A 19038-nucleotide genomic window follows, 5' to 3' on the forward strand; every position below is an offset into this window, starting at 1 on the left:
TTAGCATGGAGATTTCCCTTATCTTATTTTGTAATAAGAAAGTCGATTTGCCGCCCAATCGCCAAACCTCCGCCGCCCACCACGCCAGCCATCGCCGAATAGCCTACTAACGTAACCACCGTTAGCGTAATCCCCCGGACCAAGGTCAGTAACGCTTCAGTATTAATACCTTTCGTAATCTGCATGGGGGTGTTTCACCCATCGCCTGAGTGGCTTCGATTAAACCCGTGGGCACCTCCTGAATAGCGGTTTCCGATAATCGCGCGAAAAAGGTATAGCGCATAAACTTAAGGGTATAATGGCCGCTGTTGTCCGAATTGAGGTACCCACAATAAATCGCGTTAAGGGTATAATCGCAATCATTGAAATAATAAATGGAATCGAACGCGCTGCGTTAACAAGCGACGACAAAACACGATTTAAAAAGGGCCGATCTAACAGTTGATTTTTTTGCGTTACCAACAAAATCACACCTAACGGCAAGCCAATAATAACCGCAATAATACAGGGAATAATCACCATTTCGATGCTCTCTCCCAAGGAATTAACGATAGCACCAATCATATGTACTGACATAACCCAAAACCTCAACTTGTAAACCTTTCTCATTTAAATATGCTATGCTCTGCGGCAATGCGTCCTTTACGTTGCGAAGAGCAACTAACATCATACCAATAGAGTCGTCGTGCAAAAATTCAAGACGGGCTTGTAAGATATTAACTTGGAAATCGAATTTTCTAATAAACTCATCAATAACCGGCGTTTCGGCATTATGCTCAATGAAATCAATGCGAAGCAAGGCATATCCCTCATCCACCGTTGTTTTTTTTCAACCGATTTTTAAAATTTGAGGTAATTTTTCTTCAATTGATGAACGGGTAAATTTTTTGGCAATTTCTGTTTTTGGACGTTTAAATAAACTGACCACATCGTTCTCTTCCACAATTCAGCCTTGATCTAATACCGCTACTCGATCGGCTACAGTTTTAATAACTTCCGTTTCGTGTGTAATTAATAAAATTGATAAATTCGACTCCCGATTGATACTTTTAAGCAGCTGTAAAATAGAATGCGTCGTTTCCGGGTCCAGTGTGGAGGTCATTTCATCGCATAATAAGACGGTCGGATTGGTGTCACTAAGGCACGCGCGATGGCTACGCGCTGCTTTTGACCGCCACTCAATTGACTAGGATAGGCGTTTATTTTAGCGGTTAAATTGGTTAATTCCAAAAGTGGCAAAACGACTCTTTTCTAATTTCGAAAGGATTCTTGCCCAGCAAAGGAAAGGCGATATTTTGATAAGCCGTGCGCTCGCTTACTTAAATAAATTAAAGTGTTGAAACACCATTCCCATCCGGTAACGCCGCGCATGCCACAAAGCTTTGCTGGAAAGCGTTGTGAGGACTTGCCCATCAACAATCACTGACCCTTTGTCAGGCCGTTCTAACAAATTAACGCAACGAATCAAGGCGCTTTTGCCCGCGCCGCTTTTTTCCAATGACCCTGAAAATTTCTCCAGCGCCAATGCGTAAATTAATATCCGATAACGCGAGAACTTCCCCCTGTTTGGCAGAATAAGTTTTTGTGACGTTTCGTAATTCAATCATAATCAGTAGTCCCTATGAAGCGAAGCGGAATGCGGGATACGCAATCCCACTTTCAATGGTACATGTTCACAGTTAAAAGGGGGAGAATAGAGATCTGCACTCCAACTTTAGCTGTATTTATTGATGCGCCCACAAGCTGAGGCTCAAATCGGCGAAAAATCCTACAGTAACGAAGTGATCTAAAATATGTCAAGTTCGGTTGAGGTTGGCCCGTCGGAGGTTTAAACTAATTTCAATTGCATCTCAGTCATAGTAAATATTGAACTGATTAAGAGACTGTCTATAGATCCGGAATTTTCCTATTTTAATACTTGGCGCTCTCATTGGATTATTGCGAGAGGCATTGCTTTATTACCAGTTCGATGCTGTTAGCCTTTATCTCTAATTCCCCATTGTTATTGTTGATTTACACTTTATGCTTCAATCAGAAACACTTGCTTCGAGATCTCATTACTTTTTTAGAGGCAGTTTAGCCTTTAATTATTATTTATTGGCCCTATATAAGCTCCAGCGGCAAGTCTTTAAGTCTCATTAATTTCGATCTCGTGTTTTATGTAATTCACGCTTTCTATATCGCCATGCATGAAGAAAACAAAATTAAAGTCATTTACTCCAGTTTATTTTACGCATTATGGAACAGTTTTAGTCTTTTCATTGTCGGCCTGCTATTTTTGGCGATCGTGTGGACGTTGTTGGCAATTACCAGTAAGATATTTTCCTTAGTAGACGTTCTTGTCGTTTCTTCCTTTATTTATAAACTGCGGGTTTCTTTATTTTTGAGTATTTTATTTTTCAATGTCGGTGTTGCTATCGGTTATAACACTCAAAAATTTGCGCGCCAGCATTCGATATATCATTTTATTAATGGTACAACTGTTACTACCTTTTTATCTTTATCATCCGCATTATCTTTACGATAATTGCGATTTTCATGACCTCTCAGCGTCGATTATCAGGAAGCACGGAATATCAATTACTTTAACCATAATAGCAATTGCTATTATTTTTCTCAATGCTTTTTATCAAGAAGTAGAATCTTATAAATTACACCCGGTTGGCACTCAACAAACCGTGAATTTTTTCTGATATTACCAGTGTATACAAGTTTTTGATTTTTGTCTTTTTTCAAGCGTGAAATTTTTTAGCATTTTAATTTCGTTATTAAGCAAAATAACTTGAATCCCTTTATTTTGTGATTATTTCTTCTTTTTATTGCGCGCACTATGGATTAAGGTTCTCCAGAGCTATGGACGACGCCGTTTAATCAAATCTTTGTAACGTTGTTTTAGCTATTAGTTTTTTAATAGCTATATTATTAATCAATAATCCATTCACCGGTGCTCACTATCGCAGTCTCGCGGGATTTTTCTTACCTGGGCCGGCGATACCAAAAAAATAATTTGATAAGGCGATATGGATTATCAGCCCAAAGTGAAGCTGCTCATGGGCGGTAGTGAAATACCTCCACAACAGAACTACGTGCGCCAATTGCGCATATGCCGCGTCATTTACCATAATGCAATTTTCATCGGAAAAGTCTTTGACGGGGAATGTCGCATCCCTTTTACGAATAAAGAAGTTACTGTATACTCAGGTATTAACGATTAGTCATTCCGAAATCTAAGTAACCCGTAGCCCGTATGCAGCGAAGCGAAATACAGGGTTGCACCTGCCACTTGAATTAAAAATTTGGTAACATGACCACCTATGACTACTTCACCATTTAAAAAAATACCCACGAAATTTATCAAACCATTTCCGGCCTCTGGGATGATAGTATTATTCTCGAATTAGCAAATTACATAAAATTTGTAATAAATCCGTGTTGTTTGACGCTAACTGGAAAGTATATGGTTACATGGATGAAGCCTTGACACTGATTATAGAATGGTGCGAAAAGCAGCCCATCAAGGATATGAAACTTGAAGTGGTGGAGTTAGCGGGACGAGCGCCACTTTTATTTATTGAAATCCCCGACCAAACGGACGAAACCGTTTTTCTGGTATGTTCACATGGATAAACAGCCAGAAATGAAAGGTTGGAACGCAAATTTAGGGCCATGGAAGCCAGTTATTAAAGAAGATACCTTAATGGATAGGACGGCGCTGACGATAGTTATGCTGCTTTTGCTTCGCTCACTACGATTGCAATGCTACAACATTTTCAAATACATCTCACCCGTTGCATTGTTCTTATGGAAGGCTGAAAAGAAAGCGGGAGTGCGAATTAAAACAATTAAAAACCCGCATAGGAAATCCGAATTTTTTTATCTGCTTAGACAGCGATTGCAGCAATTACAAGCAACTATGGTGTACGACATCGCTGCGCATCGTTATCTGTGGCGAATTGGAAATTGAGGCTTTAAAACCGGGATTCATTCCAGAACAGGAAGCGACTTGATCCCTGCTCCTTTTTTGATTTTACACCAGCTTTTAAATCGAATTGAAGACAGTCAAATAGGAACAGTCATTGTTAACGAATTAAAAGTCGATATCCCCCTCAACTTATCGACTAAGCTAAAAAACGGCTGAGGCTTTGTGGAGCGTTTTCTTTGAAATGTATCCCTTTTTACCTAATACTGAGGCGGTATCCTTAAATCTTTCCGAATTGCTATTAAATCGCACCTGGCGTCCCCCACTCAGTGTCACGGGAATCAACGGATTACCCTCGGTTGAAAACGCCGGCAACGTTTCCATCCCGAAATTAACACCAATGCTTTCCATGCGGTTACCCTCGACGGTTGATGGCGAAAAAACCTCAACCGCTTTGAAAGCTATCTTATAAAAAGACCCTCCTTACAACGCAAAAAATTCTTTTCAGTCCGACACTAAAGCAAGCGGTTTGGTAGCCTTCCGTTAAGTGAATGACTGGCCAAATCTAATGAGACCGCTTCTAATCAATTTTTTAGAAAGCCCGCCGTCGCTTTATATAGGCGACGGGCACTATCCCCTTTATTGGAATTCTCGGTAAAATGTTCCCGAAAGCCCAGTTTATGATTACCGGCCTTTAGGCACCAAATCAAACCGCGGTCCAAATAAATTTTTACACATTCCTACAGGGGAAAAATTAACGTCTTACGCGACATCGGTATTAGCTTCACACTATGAAAATTGCTCAGTTAAAAAAGCTAGGGTCTGTTTACTTTTCTCCATTAAACAACGCATAATGACAGCTATGCTTGACGAGGGATTGTTTTTTCCTAGTTCTTCCAATTTTTCTCTAGTCATCGTGTTTTAGCCGAGACCGCCGCAAGAAAGTGAAAATTTCATTGTCCTTTCTTTCAGTATGAATTTTTTGAAATAGATGGACAAAAATGGATCTCTCTAAATCATCAATATACTTATTCAATAATTTTTGATAAAAGGAAATGCACATTTTTAAAGCCTTTACATAATACCCGCCCGTGAGAGTCGGACTCTCCATATTAATAGGCTTTTCCTTTTCACCCCCTGAATGGCTCATAAATTCTATTGAAATTGCTATCGAGACGACAAGGTTCAAAATTAATTAATTTTTGAAAATAAGAAGAAATATAATAATACCCCTTTATCAGTGAGTTGAGATATCTTTAAATAAAGCTTCACCCAAAAGCCGAAACCCTTTTTTGAGAAAAACGCCCAGCGTTTTCTAAAATGGTGATGGCCATTTCTTCGTTATCTCTTATCATCACCTCTTCAAGAAGCCATTGTAATTTTTCATTCAGCGCAACGTCCATTTTTGCTTCGTATGGCTGTGGCGAGCAAAAAAGGATACCGATGAGGGAAAAACATTTAGCTTAACCTGAAGCAATAATTTTTGTAACCACGGCTCCAATTTATTTACCTGCAATTTCTCTTCTTCTAATCTGATCATGAATTTTAAATAGGAAACATTTTTTCTATAAAATATTGTTAATATCAAAAGGAATTCTTGGATCCCGGGAAATGATCTCAGTTTAAAATTCTGGATCAAATTCGTTAAAATCCTGACTACACTTTTCCCAAAAGTTTATCAATCTTAAAAAGGCATTTATATTTAAATAAAAAAAGGAAATGTAATTTATTTCTTTCATACAACGCATAGAGCACTGATTTTCTAATCTTATTCGATGAGCTAAAAATATGGCTTACAGGATATATAGTAATTTTCTACAATTGATTTCCATTTACAATGGCTCTCACTTACTCGAAACTAAACCTCTCTCTGTTCTTAATTAAAGCAAAAGCAATCACGGAAGTCTCTTTTTCAAAAGCCAGTTTTAATATCGACTCGGATTGATAAGTCGCATTAATATTTGATCCTAATTCTAACACTTCTTTTAATGTAAGAATCGAATCCGACTGAACCGCATAATACAATAACGCGCTAAGTTCGTTTTCTAGTTTCTTAATTAATTCACGAAATCCAAGTTCATCTGGTAAAAACGAAAACTGTTTTCTTAAATTTTCATAATCGGTAGTTGACGAAAGAATGTTTACTATAACAGCTAAGCTAGGGAGGTCTACTTGCTTTTTTTCTTTCCCATGATTGTTCATGAGCATTGCATACACTATCGCCATTCTGTCAGTGTCGATATGTTTACAAATTCCATGGATAAGTAAATCATGCTTCTCCAATTCTAATAGATCACAACTTTCTCTCATTAATACTAAATTATTATAAGAAAGCGTGTGATTACAAAATAGTAATTGAATCGCGCGATAATAATAATATGTTATAAACAAATCGTCAAAAAAATAAAAAAAATAAATGAAATTGCATTTTTCCACTTCATTTTCTGACAATTTTATCTCTTTACAGCAATAGTTTTCGTATTGTTTTTTCTCCATTAATTCAATGATGAGATTTTGATGTATTAGGTCCAGTTCGATGTTAGAGAGGTGTGCAAATATAAAACCATCCTTTTCTCTAGGGGTTTTCTGAATTTCTTCGGAATTTAAAATGGGATTTAGCTTGTCACTTCCTAACACTTGAACTCAATACTAGAGCTCAAGTTCCACGTCTCGACCCTTTTTTCTCACAGGAGAATACAGCAAATCCAACACCACACCAATGGTATGGCCGTTAACGCCCAAAATTCGAATGGCATTTTTCGTTTCTTCTTTAAGATCCTTCTACCATTCGAAAAACTTAATTTGCGCCAGCTAAGTGGGCTATCTCTCCTCATATTTACTTGCGCCAACCTCTTTATGGTTTTTGTCTACTTGCTCCAATCCACGGCTTAAATGAAGAAATTTACCCAAACAAGAAGTACGTTCTTCCTACTCTTTGAAATTAAGCCTTTTGGTATAAGTCAGTAATTTCCCAATAGATAGCATTCGAGCCCGGAGGAACGGTTCCACTTGAACCAAAAAGCTTAATCCCTTCGTTTCAAATCAATCGTCGGCGGATTTCCAGAGCTAACGGGGATTGCGTTCGCCATTTTTTAGTGCAGCGATAACAAAATCAATAATACTTTCGTACATTGTATGGACCCGTCGGGAAGACGAAAATAATAAAGTTGCCCAACGCCTTCGGGATTGATACGGTTTTCTCCCGTTGCGGGATCCTTCCACTTAATTATTAGGCTCTTCTTTTTTCTTCTCTTTAGGCTAAAAGACAGGATTTTGACTTGTTGAGGCGATATTGTCGTCTAATATAAAGATTATAGGGTTCAACGCCACCAAATTCCCCGTAGATTTCGACACAAAATTGGTTAAGCGCATAATACGGCGCATTTAAGTAACCAAAATTCGTGGTGATTAGAAAGCGTTCCCGTTAGGCAAACAGTTCGATAAGATTCTTTCTTTAACTGGCCGATAGTCTCGAGTTAGAGAAACGCTTTATCGAATTCTGAAAAAAAACTGTCGATGGCTATAAAAGACAAATGAGCAACCTTCTTTATTGCTTCAAGCGCTATATTGCATTTTAGAATTAATTCATTCCATGTTATTTCTACCCCATCAACCACTCGCTCTATTTTCTTTAGAAGATGAAAATTAAATTCGTTTTGCGCACCACTTAAAATTTCGCATACTTTCAAATACATTTTACAACTGGCAATGATTAACGCTGTTTGCCCGGCGGTATTTAAGGGCTTATTGATAAGCTAGTGGCATCATTTGAGAAAAGCAATGGTGCCTTTTTATCGTTTTGGTTAATCAAAAAGCAATTGTTTTTGTGCTTTTCATATATACGTTTCACTTCACTTTCGGCTATGGTCATTATTTTATCATCAAAGGATTAAGCGAGCCTTAAGCGTGGTTCAGCTATTTGCTTCAAAGCTAAGAGAAAGGATTCTATGGTATAATCTAATTCCTTGAAATAAAGCCCTTGGGGTAAGCTCGGAAAATAAAAAATGAGTTTATGAAAAGATGCCCACCTATGATGTCCTAGTTATCGGCAGCGGCGCAGCAGGGCTTGGCCTAGCTTTGAGCCTTGCGAGCGAAATGCGTGTGGCTGTTTTAAGTAAAGATGATCTTACCGCCGGCTCTTCTCCGCATGCGCAGGGGGGAATTGCGGCGGTGATTAACGCGGCAGATGACAGTGTGGAATTGCACGTTCAGGATACCTTAAACGCGAGCGGCGGACTTTGCGATCCTGAGGTGGTTAGAGCAACGGTGACGCAAGCCAAATCCGCCGTCGAATGTCTGATTCAACAAGGCGTTCAATTTACGACGGATGGTAAAAATAATTATCACCTCACTCAAGAAGGTGGCCATAGTCGGCGACGGATCTTGCATGCTGCTGATAAAACTGGCGCTGTTATTGTCAAGACACTTGCCGAACAAGTGCTCTCTCATCCTAGCATCGATTGTTTTACGGATCATATTGCCATCGATTTGTTGATCGAAAATAACGTCTGTAGGGGCGCGCAGGTTTATGACGGCGAGCAACAGCGTTCTTTGCAATTCCATGCCACCCATACGGTTCTCGCCACTGGAGGCGCCAGTTTTGCATACCTACACACCAGTAATCCTAATCGTACAAGTGGCGATGGCATTGCAATGGCGTGGCGTGCCGGCTGTCGGGTAGCAAATTTGGAATTTAATCAATTCCACCCGACTTGCCTCTATCATCCGCTGGCGAATCATTATTTAATTACCGAGGTTGTTCGCGGTGAAGGCGGGTATTTGCTGTTGCCGAACGGAAAGCGTTTTATGCCTAATTACGATGACCGAGCGGAGATGGCCCCTCGAGACATTGTCGCTCGAGCGATTGATACGGAGTTAAAGAAAAATAATTGGGATCACGTTTATTTGGATATTAGTCATCGTCCGGCTGATTTTATTAAAAAAGCTTTTCCGACGATTTATGGGACTTGTTTGAATTTCGGTTTTGATATGACTGAAGGACCCTTACCGGTTGTGCCAGCGGCTCATTATACATGTGGTGGAGTGATGACCGATTTACAAGGTCAAACGGATATTGCTCGCTTATATGCAATTGGCGAAGTGGCTTATACTGGAATGCACGGTGCGAACCGGATGGCAAGTAATTCATTATTAGAATGCTTAGTTTTCGCCGCGAGTTGCGCACGAGCGATTAAAAGCTCAGCGACCCTCATCCCACGATTTTCCGAGGAAGCCGTCCATCCATTTTTTTCTCTGGGCCCCGCGGAGAAGCCGCGAGAGGACACCAGAACTGTGGATAGCTTCATACATCAAGTTCGTAAAATTATGTGGGATCATGTCGGCATTGTTCGCAGCGATATCCGGCTAATTAAGGCGAAAAATGATTTACAAAAACTCCTTCAGCAAATAAACGTTATTTTCCCTCTCCAAATTCTTAGTAAATCCCTTATTGAACTACGAAATGTAATGACAGTGGCACAGCTCGTCGTAGAAAGTGCTTTAATGAGAAAAGAAAGCCGAGGCTTGCATTATAATGTGGATTATCCTCATCCCTTGGCTCAGGCAAGAAACACTATTTTACATCTTAATCCATCCTCCAACAATGTCCCCAATCGGCAAAAGGCAATTTTAAAAATAGAGTCGGTAAATAACATTAATTGATAGCAATTTCCATCGAAAATGCTCGCGAAATTTAATAAAACTACATAACGGCTCTTTAGAGTTTCCTTTAACTCCGTTACATCGGTTTTTTCGTTTTTCATTTTAAGATACCAATGCTCGCCATCAAAACGCACGTTAATCCGACTAAATTCATGATCAATAAAACAAATAAAAAAATAGCAAGAAAACTACAGCTCAAACAAATCAATCCCCTTGATCAGGGACCAAGTCCGGACGCAATACCCAATTCAGAATCCAACGGTTCTCAAATTGTTCTAAACAGACGATCGTGCCCGGGGGGAAACGCACCATATCGTGTCTGTCGTCCCCTAATACCAGTGCACTCACCAGTCGTGACATAAATGGCATGTGCCCAACCAACATTGTGTCATCATGCCACTCTTGAATTAAGTCTATAAGCGGGGCTATCGAATGATCCTCTCCCAGCAACGGACACTCTTCCAAAGCGTGCTCATCAGCCACGGCAGAGGCTAAAATCCCGGCGCTTTGACGGGCTCGGAGTTTCTTACTGTGCTTAATGTGAACAACGTGGACACCGCGACGCTTAAGGTAAGCGGCCTCTTTATTAATTTCTTCTATCCCCTCTGCACTCAGAGGCCTTTCACGCTGATCCGTAAACTGTTCCGCATGCCCGTGACGAACACAATAAAGTTTCATCGACACTCCCTGAGAATGGATAGGGAATCGATTTTATACCCTTCTCGAAGGAAGATAAATCCCGACTTTATTATCGGGGAAATTACCATCCTTAGAATTTGAATTTCCGCCTCTTACTGGAATGACGCAATTTGTACTTTTAAAAATACTAGTTTTAAATCTCACCCATTCAAAATAGATCATTCAGTATACCGATCAAATTAGGGTATGATTCAATCAGTATACCGAATGAAAGATGCATATGATTTCCGTACTCAAGCAATGGAACCACTGGGGTGGAGCGACTTTAGCCTCTTGATTTCCACGGGACATAGTGAAAAAAGTCATCTCGTTTTAGATACTAAAGAAACAGTCGCTTTTATTGGGTTGCGATGAGCAGGGAAAACCACCATTTTTTACTAAATCATGGACTTGCTTGAATCGCAAGGCTTAGCTCTGAAAGCTATGCTTCATATGAATTTTGCAGAACCTGCTATTGCATTGGATCTAAGTTCCCACATAATTTAGATGAAATTTATCAGATCTATCGAGAAGAAGTTTATCTCACCGGCAAGGGTTATCTTTTTTTTCAACGAAATTCAAAACCTTCCAGGATGGGAAAGATGGGTGCGGGCGCTAAATGAAAAAGAGAACATTAAAATTTTTATTACTGGATCCTCAGCGAATTTAATGTCTCGGGAGCTAGGCACATTGCTGATGGGAAGACATGTAGAATTTCATGTATCCTCTTTAATTTTTTTTTGAGTTTCTACGATTTATATATTGAAGCTCCAAAAAAATTGCTTAAGCAGACCATAGACTGATCATTCAAAACGTACTGAAACAATACATGACATGTGACGCGGTCTGCCTGAAATCGTATTAAGCAAACAGGTTGATCGAAAACGTATGTTGTTAAAAACAATATCTCGATGGTGTTCTTTTCAAAGATATGGCAATGCGCCATCAAATACGCGACGTCACTCTGTTACAAAATATTGCTATTCATTTGTTAACACAAATGGTATGCTTATTTTCAGTCAAATGATCTGGGACTTAGGCGAGTGGCGCATGTATCAAACTCTCCTGAATATGGAAAAATTAGCTGAAACTGTAGTTTGTCAGCAATTGCAACGCCAATACCAGAGTGATATCTTGTACTAGAAAGGACAGTGAAAAATTGATTTCGTCATACGTCAAAGAAATGAAATTAGCAAAGTTATCCAAGTCACCTATGATAATTTAGATAAATCCCAGACATTTTCTCAAGAAATTTCTGCACTTGAGGAAGCTGAGAAACACTTCAAATGCTCTCAAGGTATGTTAGTTGCTGGGAAATTACCTAAAGCAAAAGATAGATGTATTCTTCCCCTTTGGAACATGTTTAAAAGAAATATAATTTTGAGCCCCATAATCGAACGCTTACCATTCATGAAAAATTTTTACGTATTTTTGATCTACTTTCATTGTTACAGAATCCTGTATTTCACTTCGCTTCATACTACAGGCTACAGATAGATTGATTGTTTAACACCAGAGCGAGGCCCATGAAGGGATTGACAGTGGTTAAGAACCCTCCTACAATGCCCAATTCTTACCGGGGGCTATAGCTCAGCTGGGAGAGCGCTTGCACGGCATGCAAGAGGTCAGCGGTTCGATCCCGCTTAGCTCCATTCTGCTAAAAGCTCGGCAGAAGCAGCCCCTTCAGCGAAGCAAGGTCCCCATCGTCTAGAGGCCTAGGACATCGCCCTTTCACGGCGGTAACAGGGGTTCGAATCCCCTTGGGGACGCCAGTTTAATCAACGGCTGGCACTGTTTAGCGTGTAGATTGGGTTGGGCTGAGCTTGCGAAGCCCAACAGCATCACTCCAAAACAATCATCCTTATTAAAAGTTAGTGGCAGTTGGCGGGTATAATGCCTCTAGCAATCTAACAATGCACGCTTGAATAGGGTTTTGCGATATTGTATTGGTTTGTCTTTTCTTTTCGCTAGGCTGCCGCAAACTCAGCGCAAGTTACGGCTTTATCTTAATAAATTCGCATTGAAAGGTCGATGGCGCGAAGGTGTTTTGTTAGTGCGCCGACCGAAATATAGTCGACGCCGGTTTTTGCGATTTCGTGAATGGTTTCTAAATTTACGTTGCCAGAAATTTCGAGTTTTGCTTTGCTGTTATTAATTTTCACCGCTTTTTTAATTGTATCAATATCAAAATTGTCTAACAAAATAATATTGGCTTTGGCGGAAAGTGCTTCTTGCAATTCATTGAGACTTTCAACTTCAATTTCGAGTGTTTTTTCAGGATGAGAAGTACGTGCTTTTTGGATCGCTTGGGTAAGCGAACCGCAGATTAAAATGTGATTTTCTTTTATTAAAAAAGCATCATACAAGCCCATGCGGTGATTCTTACCACCACCGCAACGTACAGCGTATTTTTGGGCATAGCGCAAACCGGGAATGGTTTTTCGTGTATCCAGTAAATGGGCGGAAGTTCCTTTCAATTTTTCCACATAACGACTGACTGCTGTCGCCGTGCCGGATAAAGTTTGCAGCCAATTAAGTGCGGTCCGCTCACCAGTGACAAGGGAACAGGCTTTTCCTCTTAACAGGGCAAGAGTTTGATTGGAGGAAACAAAATCACCATCTTTCACCTTCCACTGGATTTTAACGCTAGAATCCACCGCTTGGTAAACTTCATCAACCCAAGGAATGCCACAAATAATCGCATCTTCCCGCGAAATAATGGATGCTTGCGATACCGTCTCGGCAGAAATTAATTCGGCTGTAATATCGCCGCTTCCAATATCTTCAACGAGCGCTGCATGGACGGCGGTTCGAATAGCTTTTTTATTCATTAATGTTTTTGACAACGTAATTTCTTTTTTTGTCGTCGACATTTATGTAACGACCACAGCGTCCCAATCGGGCCTGAAATAACATACAAAAAGAAAATGAAAAGCAGAATATCTGGAGGATCAAAAGCAATCAGCGCTATAATCAATACGACTCCCAGAATCACTACAAAAGGCACTCTATTTTGAAGTTGAAAATCTTTAAAGCTTCGATAACGAATCGTGCTCACTTTCAATAAGCCTAACAATATTGCGACCACGCTAAGGGGTAAAGCGATGCTCTCGCCGGGAACGTCAAAAACATTACAAACCCAAATAATACTCGCTACCAATCCGGCAGCGGACGGTGTGGGAAGCCCCTGAAAATAGCGTTTATCGGCTTTTCTAACCTGAACGTTGAAACGGGCTAACCGCAGGGCGGTACAAGCAGCGTAAATAAAAGGCGCGATCCAGCCAGTTTTTCCGAGAACCGCTAACGACCAGCTATACATCACCAACGCCGGTGCAATCCCAAAGCTCAACATATCGGATAAGCTATCCAGTTGGACCCCAAATTCACTTTGAGCATGGAGTAGCCGGGCGATTCGGCCATCTAGAGTGTCCATCACCATTGCAATAAAAATAGCGATAGCAGCCGATTCATAATGACCTTTCACGCCAGCGACAACGGCGTAGAAGCCCGCAAACATAGCACCAAGGGTGAACAAATTGGGTAAAAGGTAAATGCCGCGAACTCGCGGATGCTTAGTCTCAGTCATTGCTTCCCCTGGCAGAATTAATTAAAGTGCTATAATATGTGCCACCTATAGTGCAACATCTCATTCATTTTGGCTTCCCCCAACCGCCGAGGTGCTCCGTTGGTATGTAAACAGAGGACAAAACTTAATGAGATCCTACTACTATCACATTATAAGGTGCTACTCAACAGGTTATATAATGAAAAATAAGAACTCTAAGATTATTATCGAAGGAGTAACAGAATCAGGAGAGACCTTTCGTCCCAGCGATTGGGCAGAACGCATGAGCGGCAATCTATCCACTTTCCATAAGCACCGTATTCATTATTCTCCCATGTTGCAGCCTTCAATGAAAAGCGGGCACAAATGTGTTGTCATCGACCCTCATCTCAAACAATCCAATCCTAAGCTCTACGATTCTATTATAAAATTTGCTAAAGCTAACAAATTGCGTATTTGCAAGGAAGACAGTGATGGTGAATAGTGATTGAAAAAAAGGGTATTATGGAAAGTCGTCCGCTGCCAACAAACTATTGCGAACGCCTCTTCACAGATGGACAAAAGCACTTCGATGAGTTGCTATCAGATATTGAACAAGCGAAATATTCCATCGATTTGGAAACCTATTTATTCCACAATGATGCGTTGGGACAACGAGTGGCGATTAAACTCACTGAAGCCGCCCAGCGTGGCGTTAAAGTTCGAATCATGGTGGATGGAGCTGGCAGTCCTTTGTGGAGCACTAATTTCGCCCATCTTCTTGAAAGTGCTGGCGCACGAACTAAGGTTTTTCATCCCTTTCCGTGGCAGCTTTGGGATTGGAGCCGCTCTATTATTAAATTACCCTTTCTAATAAGGTGGATTTATCTTATTTTAAAAATAAATTTCCGCAACCATCGAAAAGTCTGCATTATCGATAAAAAGATCGCTTATATTGGTAGTCTTAACATTAGCAAACACCATATTTCTAAAGCCGAAGGAGGCGACGCATGGCGAGATACGTCGGTGCGTCTTTCTGGAATTAACTTGGACGAACTTGTCAAAGCGTTTGATGCAGCTTGGTACCACCGTACCATCAAAGAGCGTTTACGGGAAATTTTTCATCAAATTCGCAAAGACCCCTTGATTCGTCTGAACTATTCACGGCACCGTCGACGCATTCTCCACAAAGACCTGTTGCGCAAAATGGCGAATTGCCACCGCCGAATTTGGATCACCAACGCTTACTTTGTACCAGATAATTTTTTACTAAAAAGGCTGCAAGAAACGGCTCACGCCGGTATCGATGTACGTATTTTACTGCCACGTAAATCGGATGTTCCCATAATGCCTTTGGCCTCCTCGACGTTTTATTATAACCTCTTAAATGCCGGTGTTAGGATTTTTGAATATTTACCCAGCATGCTGCATGCAAAATCGCTAATTATTGATGATTGGATGCTGGTTGGCTCCAGTAATTTAAATCATCGCAGCCTCATTCATGATTTAGAAGCTGATGTTAACATTACCTCTCCCGAAGTCAAAAAAATATTGGAACAGCAATTTCTCGAAGACCTTAAAAATTCTCGAGAAGTTTCTTTAGACAGTTGGCAAAAGCTTCGCCCTCAACGTCAACGCATTTTAGGTCGTTTGGTTCTTTATATTAAGTACTGGATATAAAAAGTAAAACAAAATAACTGATGTATCCTAATAAAAATATTATCCCGAAAACCCGTCCTATCCCTCCGCCTCAACGGGAGGTTAAAATGCTGAAAAGCCAAAGACCAATCGTAAAGATCATCATCGCCGGATAATCACGCCGCATCACGCTCGAGGAAACCCTTCCCGGAGCGATCAAACGCGGTGCAGACCGTAGTAGTAACGTCAAACCAATCATATAAGTCACTGATACCAAGCAATTGCGCCGCACTCACGGCCCCATTAACCAATAACTCGGAACTGATGAATAACAACGTCAACCCAAGCAACCACCAAATCACGCTTTTTTCGCAGGCATCTGTAATTTTTCTTGGGGTAATTCTTGCAACGGGGCAACTTATTTCTTCAATAAAGTTATCGACAACCAATACAAATGCAGTATTAATAACAGTATTAAAATTAATTCCTTCAGGGCGAGATAAATAGCCATTCCATAAAAAAGCTCCGATTACAAAAGAATTACTATTAGCGCCGGCAATTCTCACTTCACCAGTCGCGAATGAACTTCAAGAGGTATGATCAATGCGACTACGCCCAGAATTAATCCGATTATTAGCAACATTGGAACCTACGACACTGCCAATCGCAATTTGTGTTTTTCCGTGGAAAGCAGCGATAGCGGCAAAGATTAATTCAGGAAAGGAAGTGCCAAAACCTACTAAAATTATCCCAATGACAAGAGAAGGAATTTTTAAATATCGAGCTAATACAACAGAAGCTGAAATAAAGCATTCCGCTCCGAAAGCCAACAAGCCTGCGCCGACAATAAGTTCGACGACGATTTTAAAAATCACGCTCATGCTTCCTTAAATTCTAATTGTTCGCCATTTTTCTCAATGTTAATTAATGAACCCGGCACAAATTTCCCTTCCAAGATTTTCTGGGACAGTGGATTTTCGAGCTGTTGTTGCAGCACTCGCTTTAGCGGTCGTGCGCCATAAACCGGGTCGTAACCTAATTCTGATAAATAATCGAGCGTATCATCGCTGATCGTGAACTGATAATCTTTTTCTTTTAAGCGTTTTTTAATTTGATCGATTTGAATAATCGCAATATTGCGAATTTGTTCTTTTTTCAAAGAATGAAAAACAACAGCTTCATCAATGCGATTAATAAACTCAGGTCGGAAATATTGTGCGACAACTTCCATCACGGCCTCTTTCATTTTATAGTAGTAGTTTTCACTCGAGAATTCCCGAATCAAATCAGACCCGAGATTAGAAGTCATTACAATGACTGCATTACGAAAATCCACCGTTCGACCCTGACCATCCGTTAATCGAGCGTCATCCAACACTTGCAGCAAAACGTTAAATACGTCGTTATGTGCTTTTTCAATTTCGTCTAATAAAATAACCGAATAAGGCCGACGGCGGACAGCTTCTGTTAAATAGCCCCCCTCTTCGTAACCCACGTATCCTGGTGGTGCACCGATTAATCGAGCGACTGAATGCTTTTCCATAAATTCAGACATATCAATCCGAACCATCGCATCTTCTGTATCAAACAAAAAGGTGGCCAATGCTTTGCATAGCTCAGTTTTCCCCACCCCTGTCGGACCTAAGAATAAAAACGAACCTACGGGGCAATTAGGGTCGGACAATCCCGCCCGAGAACGACGAATGGCATTTGCCACGGCGTTCACGGCTTCGTCCTGACCAATGACGCGTTTATGAAGTTCAGTTTCCATATGCAATAATTTCTCGCGCTCGCCTTCCAACATTTTCGACACAGGAATATGTGTCCACTTCGAGACGACTTCGGCGACTTCTTCTTCGGTCACTCGACTGCGTAATAATTTATGATCACAGAATTGCTCTTCTTTCTGGGAAGCCACTTTTAATTTTTTATCAAGCTCTGGGATGATTCCATATTGCAGCTCGGACATTCGCGCCAAATCACCAGCGCGTCCAGCGGCTTCCAATTCAATCCGCGCTTGTTCCAATTCCTCTTTAATTTGTTGAGTACCGTGCAATGAAGTTTTTTCACTTTTCCACACTTCTTCGAGATCAGAATATTCTTTTTCAACGTTTTTAATTTCGGTTTCAAGATCAGCCAACCGTTTTCTTGAGGCTTCATCGGTTTCTTTTTTTAATGCTTCACGCTCAATTTTCAGCTGAATCAACCGTCGCTCCAAACGATCCAGTTCGACAGGTTTGGAATCCATTTCCATACGAATTTGACTGGCTGCTTCATCAATTAAATCAATCGCTTTGTCTGGGAGATTTCGATCACTAATATAGCGTTGAGATAGCATGGCTGCCGCAATAATCGCGGGATCAGTAATTTCAACGCCATGATGCACTTCGTAACGTTCCTTCAAACCTCTTAAAATAGCGATGGCATCTTCCGTTGAAGGTTCCTCAACCAATATTTTTTGAAACCGCCGTTCTAATGCAGCATCTTTTTCAACGTATTTTCGGTATTCATCCAAGGTGGTTGCACCCACACAATGAAGCTCACCACGGGCCAACGCAGGTTTTAACATATTGCCGGCATCCATTGCACCCTCCGCCTTGCCCGCTCCCACCATGGTGTGTAATTCATCGATAAATAAAATAACCCGACCTTCCTGCTTAGCAATATCTTTTAATACGGCTTTTAAACGTTCTTCAAATTCTCCTCGAAATTTAGCTCCGGCAATTAATGCGCCTATGTCCAGAGCCAGTAATCGTTTCTGTTTCAAACCCTCTGGCACCTCACCGTTGACGATTCGTTGCGCTAATCCTTCCACAATCGCTGTTTTACCCACACCCGGTTCACCAATGAGAACAGGATTATTTTTTGTACGCCGCTGTAGCACTTGTATCGTTCGGCGAATTTCTTCGTCACGCCCAATGACGGGATCCAGTTTTCCAGTTTCAGCTTTTTCGGTGAAATCAATAGTGTATTTCGTCAATGCCTGCCGTTGACCTTCAGCGCTTTGCTCAGTCACTCGTTCACCCTTGCGCAAGTTCATGATGTTTTTTTCAATGACTTTTTTATCAGCACCGGCCTCTATTAACAGATCTCGTAATTGACCTTTAGCTTCGAGCGCAGCGGGAATGAACCATTCCGAGGAAATGTATTGGTCCTTATTTTGCTGAGCAAATTTATCCATCAACGTTAAAATTTTGCTTAATTCGCGGGACATATGAAATTCTCCGCCGGTTCCTTCTACTTGAGGATATCTGTCGATGGCCTTGTTAGCGCCATTAATCAAACGTGATAAATTGACTTTTGATTGTTCTAACAACGGCGCCACGCTACCTTGAGTTTGTTCTAGCAATACTTTCATCACATGCGCAGGTTCTATAAATTGATGATCGCGACCAACGGCCAAAGATTGCGCGTCTGCTAACGCCGTTTGGAATGCTGTGGTAAATTTATCAATTCGCATGTTTGTCTCCTATATCATTCACATAAGTCACAACCATTTCAATTTTAGCCTTCGTCATTCTCGCTCAGGCGGGGAAGCAGGCGGCGCCAAAGGCGCGCCGCCGCTAATGTGTGCACTGCATCCCCGCCTGCGCACCTA

Annotated in this window: 16 protein-coding genes, 2 tRNA genes and 6 pseudogenes; 12 read left to right on the forward strand and 12 right to left on the reverse strand. The window is 40.9% G+C overall.

Translation table 11 applies throughout. The annotated features are described in order from the left end of the window. Positions 1-62: 62 nt before the first annotated feature. Both FIV31_RS01225 and FIV31_RS01230 read right to left on the reverse strand, forming a co-directional pair. Positions 63-576, reverse strand: a pseudogene (locus FIV31_RS01225) (methionine ABC transporter permease); the annotation flags it as partial. Then, positions 545-1607 (reverse strand): annotated as a pseudogene (locus FIV31_RS01230) (methionine ABC transporter ATP-binding protein). The pseudogenes FIV31_RS01230 and FIV31_RS01225, both read right to left, overlap by 32 nt. Positions 1608-2152: 545 nt before the next feature. On the opposite strand from FIV31_RS01230, the gene FIV31_RS01235 reads away from it, so the two are divergent. The 4 genes from FIV31_RS01235 to FIV31_RS01250 all read left to right on the forward strand — a co-directional run bounded on the left by FIV31_RS01235 (position 2153) and on the right by FIV31_RS01250 (position 4391). Continuing rightward, on the forward strand, positions 2153-2527 hold the full coding sequence (locus FIV31_RS01235) for a hypothetical protein (RefSeq protein WP_280123528.1): 375 nt from the start codon (positions 2153-2155) through the stop codon (positions 2525-2527). A 902-nt stretch (positions 2528-3429) separates the two neighbouring features. After that, positions 3430-3627 (forward strand): hypothetical protein, encoded by a 198-nt coding sequence (locus FIV31_RS01240; RefSeq protein WP_280123529.1) that lies wholly within the window; start codon positions 3430-3432, stop codon positions 3625-3627. Continuing rightward, positions 3620-3964, forward strand: coding sequence for a hypothetical protein (locus FIV31_RS01245; RefSeq protein WP_280123530.1), 345 nt, complete (start codon positions 3620-3622; stop codon positions 3962-3964). The genes FIV31_RS01240 and FIV31_RS01245 overlap by 8 nt, the downstream gene beginning before the upstream one ends. Positions 3965-4163: 199 nt before the next feature. After that, entirely contained in the window at positions 4164-4391 is a 228-nt protein-coding gene (locus FIV31_RS01250) for a hypothetical protein (protein WP_280123531.1), read from the forward strand. Positions 4392-5187: 796 nt separating this feature from the next. On the opposite strand, the gene FIV31_RS01255 is transcribed toward FIV31_RS01250, so the two are convergent. The 3 genes from FIV31_RS01255 to FIV31_RS01265 all read right to left on the reverse strand — a co-directional run bounded on the left by FIV31_RS01255 (position 5188) and on the right by FIV31_RS01265 (position 7614). Further along, positions 5188-5322: a hypothetical protein gene (locus FIV31_RS01255; protein WP_280123532.1), complete on the reverse strand. Its 135-nt coding sequence runs from the start codon at positions 5320-5322 to the stop codon at positions 5188-5190. A gap of 445 nt (positions 5323-5767) precedes the next feature. Continuing rightward, positions 5768-6556 carry a hypothetical protein gene (locus FIV31_RS01260; RefSeq protein ID WP_280123533.1) on the reverse strand — a complete coding sequence of 263 codons (789 nt, stop codon included), beginning with the start codon at positions 6554-6556 and terminating at the stop codon, positions 5768-5770. A gap of 839 nt (positions 6557-7395) precedes the next feature. Further along, positions 7396-7614, reverse strand: coding sequence for a hypothetical protein (locus tag FIV31_RS01265; protein WP_280123534.1), 219 nt, complete (start codon positions 7612-7614; stop codon positions 7396-7398). 325 nt (positions 7615-7939) lie between these two features. Here FIV31_RS01265 and nadB point away from each other — a divergent pair. Then, positions 7940-9551: pseudogene (gene nadB, locus FIV31_RS01270) on the forward strand (L-aspartate oxidase). On the opposite strand, the pseudogene FIV31_RS01275 reads toward nadB, so the two are convergent. The 3 genes and pseudogenes from FIV31_RS01275 to FIV31_RS01285 all read right to left on the reverse strand — a co-directional run. Continuing rightward, positions 9517-9711 (reverse strand): annotated as a pseudogene (locus FIV31_RS01275) (hypothetical protein); the annotation flags it as partial. The pseudogenes nadB and FIV31_RS01275 overlap by 35 nt on opposite strands. 73 nt (positions 9712-9784) lie before the next feature. After that, positions 9785-10264 (reverse strand): phosphohistidine phosphatase SixA, encoded by a 480-nt coding sequence (sixA, locus tag FIV31_RS01280; RefSeq protein WP_280123535.1) that lies wholly within the window; start codon positions 10262-10264, stop codon positions 9785-9787. Next, positions 10255-10419 (reverse strand): annotated as a pseudogene (locus FIV31_RS01285) (hypothetical protein); the annotation flags it as partial. The pseudogene FIV31_RS01285 and the gene sixA, both read right to left, overlap by 10 nt. Before the next feature lie 46 nt (positions 10420-10465). Here FIV31_RS01285 and FIV31_RS01290 point away from each other — a divergent pair. From FIV31_RS01290 to FIV31_RS01305, 5 genes are all read left to right on the forward strand, one after another. Beyond that, on the forward strand, positions 10466-10633 hold the full coding sequence (locus tag FIV31_RS01290; protein ID WP_280123536.1) for a hypothetical protein: 168 nt from the start codon (positions 10466-10468) through the stop codon (positions 10631-10633). 132 nt (positions 10634-10765) lie between these two features. Further along, entirely contained in the window at positions 10766-11002 is a 237-nt protein-coding gene (locus FIV31_RS08340; protein WP_425278253.1) for an ATP-binding protein, read from the forward strand. Between the two features lie 261 nt (positions 11003-11263). Beyond that, the gene (locus tag FIV31_RS01295; RefSeq protein WP_280123537.1) at positions 11264-11401 is read left to right on the forward strand and encodes a hypothetical protein; all 138 of its coding nucleotides are present in this window, start codon (positions 11264-11266) and stop codon (positions 11399-11401) included. A gap of 436 nt (positions 11402-11837) precedes the next feature. Further along, positions 11838-11910: transfer RNA gene (locus FIV31_RS01300), tRNA-Ala, on the forward strand. A gap of 44 nt (positions 11911-11954) precedes the next feature. After that, positions 11955-12030 (forward strand) — tRNA-Glu (locus FIV31_RS01305). 234 nt (positions 12031-12264) lie between these two features. Here the strand turns inward: FIV31_RS01305 and nadC are convergent. Further along, a complete protein-coding gene (gene nadC, locus FIV31_RS01310) occupies positions 12265-13089 on the reverse strand; it encodes a carboxylating nicotinate-nucleotide diphosphorylase (RefSeq protein ID WP_280123545.1) in 825 nt (274 codons plus the stop codon). Beyond that, positions 13089-13844, reverse strand: coding sequence for a CDP-diacylglycerol--serine O-phosphatidyltransferase (gene pssA, locus FIV31_RS01315; protein WP_280123538.1), 756 nt, complete (start codon positions 13842-13844; stop codon positions 13089-13091). Before pssA ends, nadC begins: the two co-directional genes overlap by 1 nt. Before the next feature lie 178 nt (positions 13845-14022). Here pssA and FIV31_RS01320 point away from each other — a divergent pair, with 178 nt between their 5' ends. Both FIV31_RS01320 and FIV31_RS01325 read left to right on the forward strand, forming a co-directional pair. Next, entirely contained in the window at positions 14023-14307 is a 285-nt protein-coding gene (locus tag FIV31_RS01320) for a DUF3579 domain-containing protein (RefSeq protein WP_280123539.1), read from the forward strand. Beyond that, the gene (locus FIV31_RS01325; RefSeq protein ID WP_280123540.1) at positions 14307-15482 is read left to right on the forward strand and encodes a phospholipase D-like domain-containing protein; all 1176 of its coding nucleotides are present in this window, start codon (positions 14307-14309) and stop codon (positions 15480-15482) included. Before FIV31_RS01320 ends, FIV31_RS01325 begins: the two co-directional genes overlap by 1 nt. On the opposite strand, the pseudogene FIV31_RS01330 reads toward FIV31_RS01325, so the two are convergent. Then, positions 15466-16321, reverse strand: a pseudogene (locus FIV31_RS01330) (sodium:calcium antiporter). The gene FIV31_RS01325 and the pseudogene FIV31_RS01330 overlap by 17 nt on opposite strands. After that, on the reverse strand, positions 16318-18900 hold the full coding sequence (gene clpB, locus FIV31_RS01335; protein ID WP_280123541.1) for an ATP-dependent chaperone ClpB: 2583 nt from the start codon (positions 18898-18900) through the stop codon (positions 16318-16320). The pseudogene FIV31_RS01330 and the gene clpB overlap by 4 nt, the downstream one beginning before the upstream one ends. Positions 18901-19038: the final 138 nt, after the last annotated feature.

It is taken from the genome of Coxiella endosymbiont of Ornithodoros amblus, assembly GCF_019425495.1.
Taxonomy (GTDB): Bacteria; Pseudomonadota; Gammaproteobacteria; order Coxiellales; family Coxiellaceae; genus Coxiella.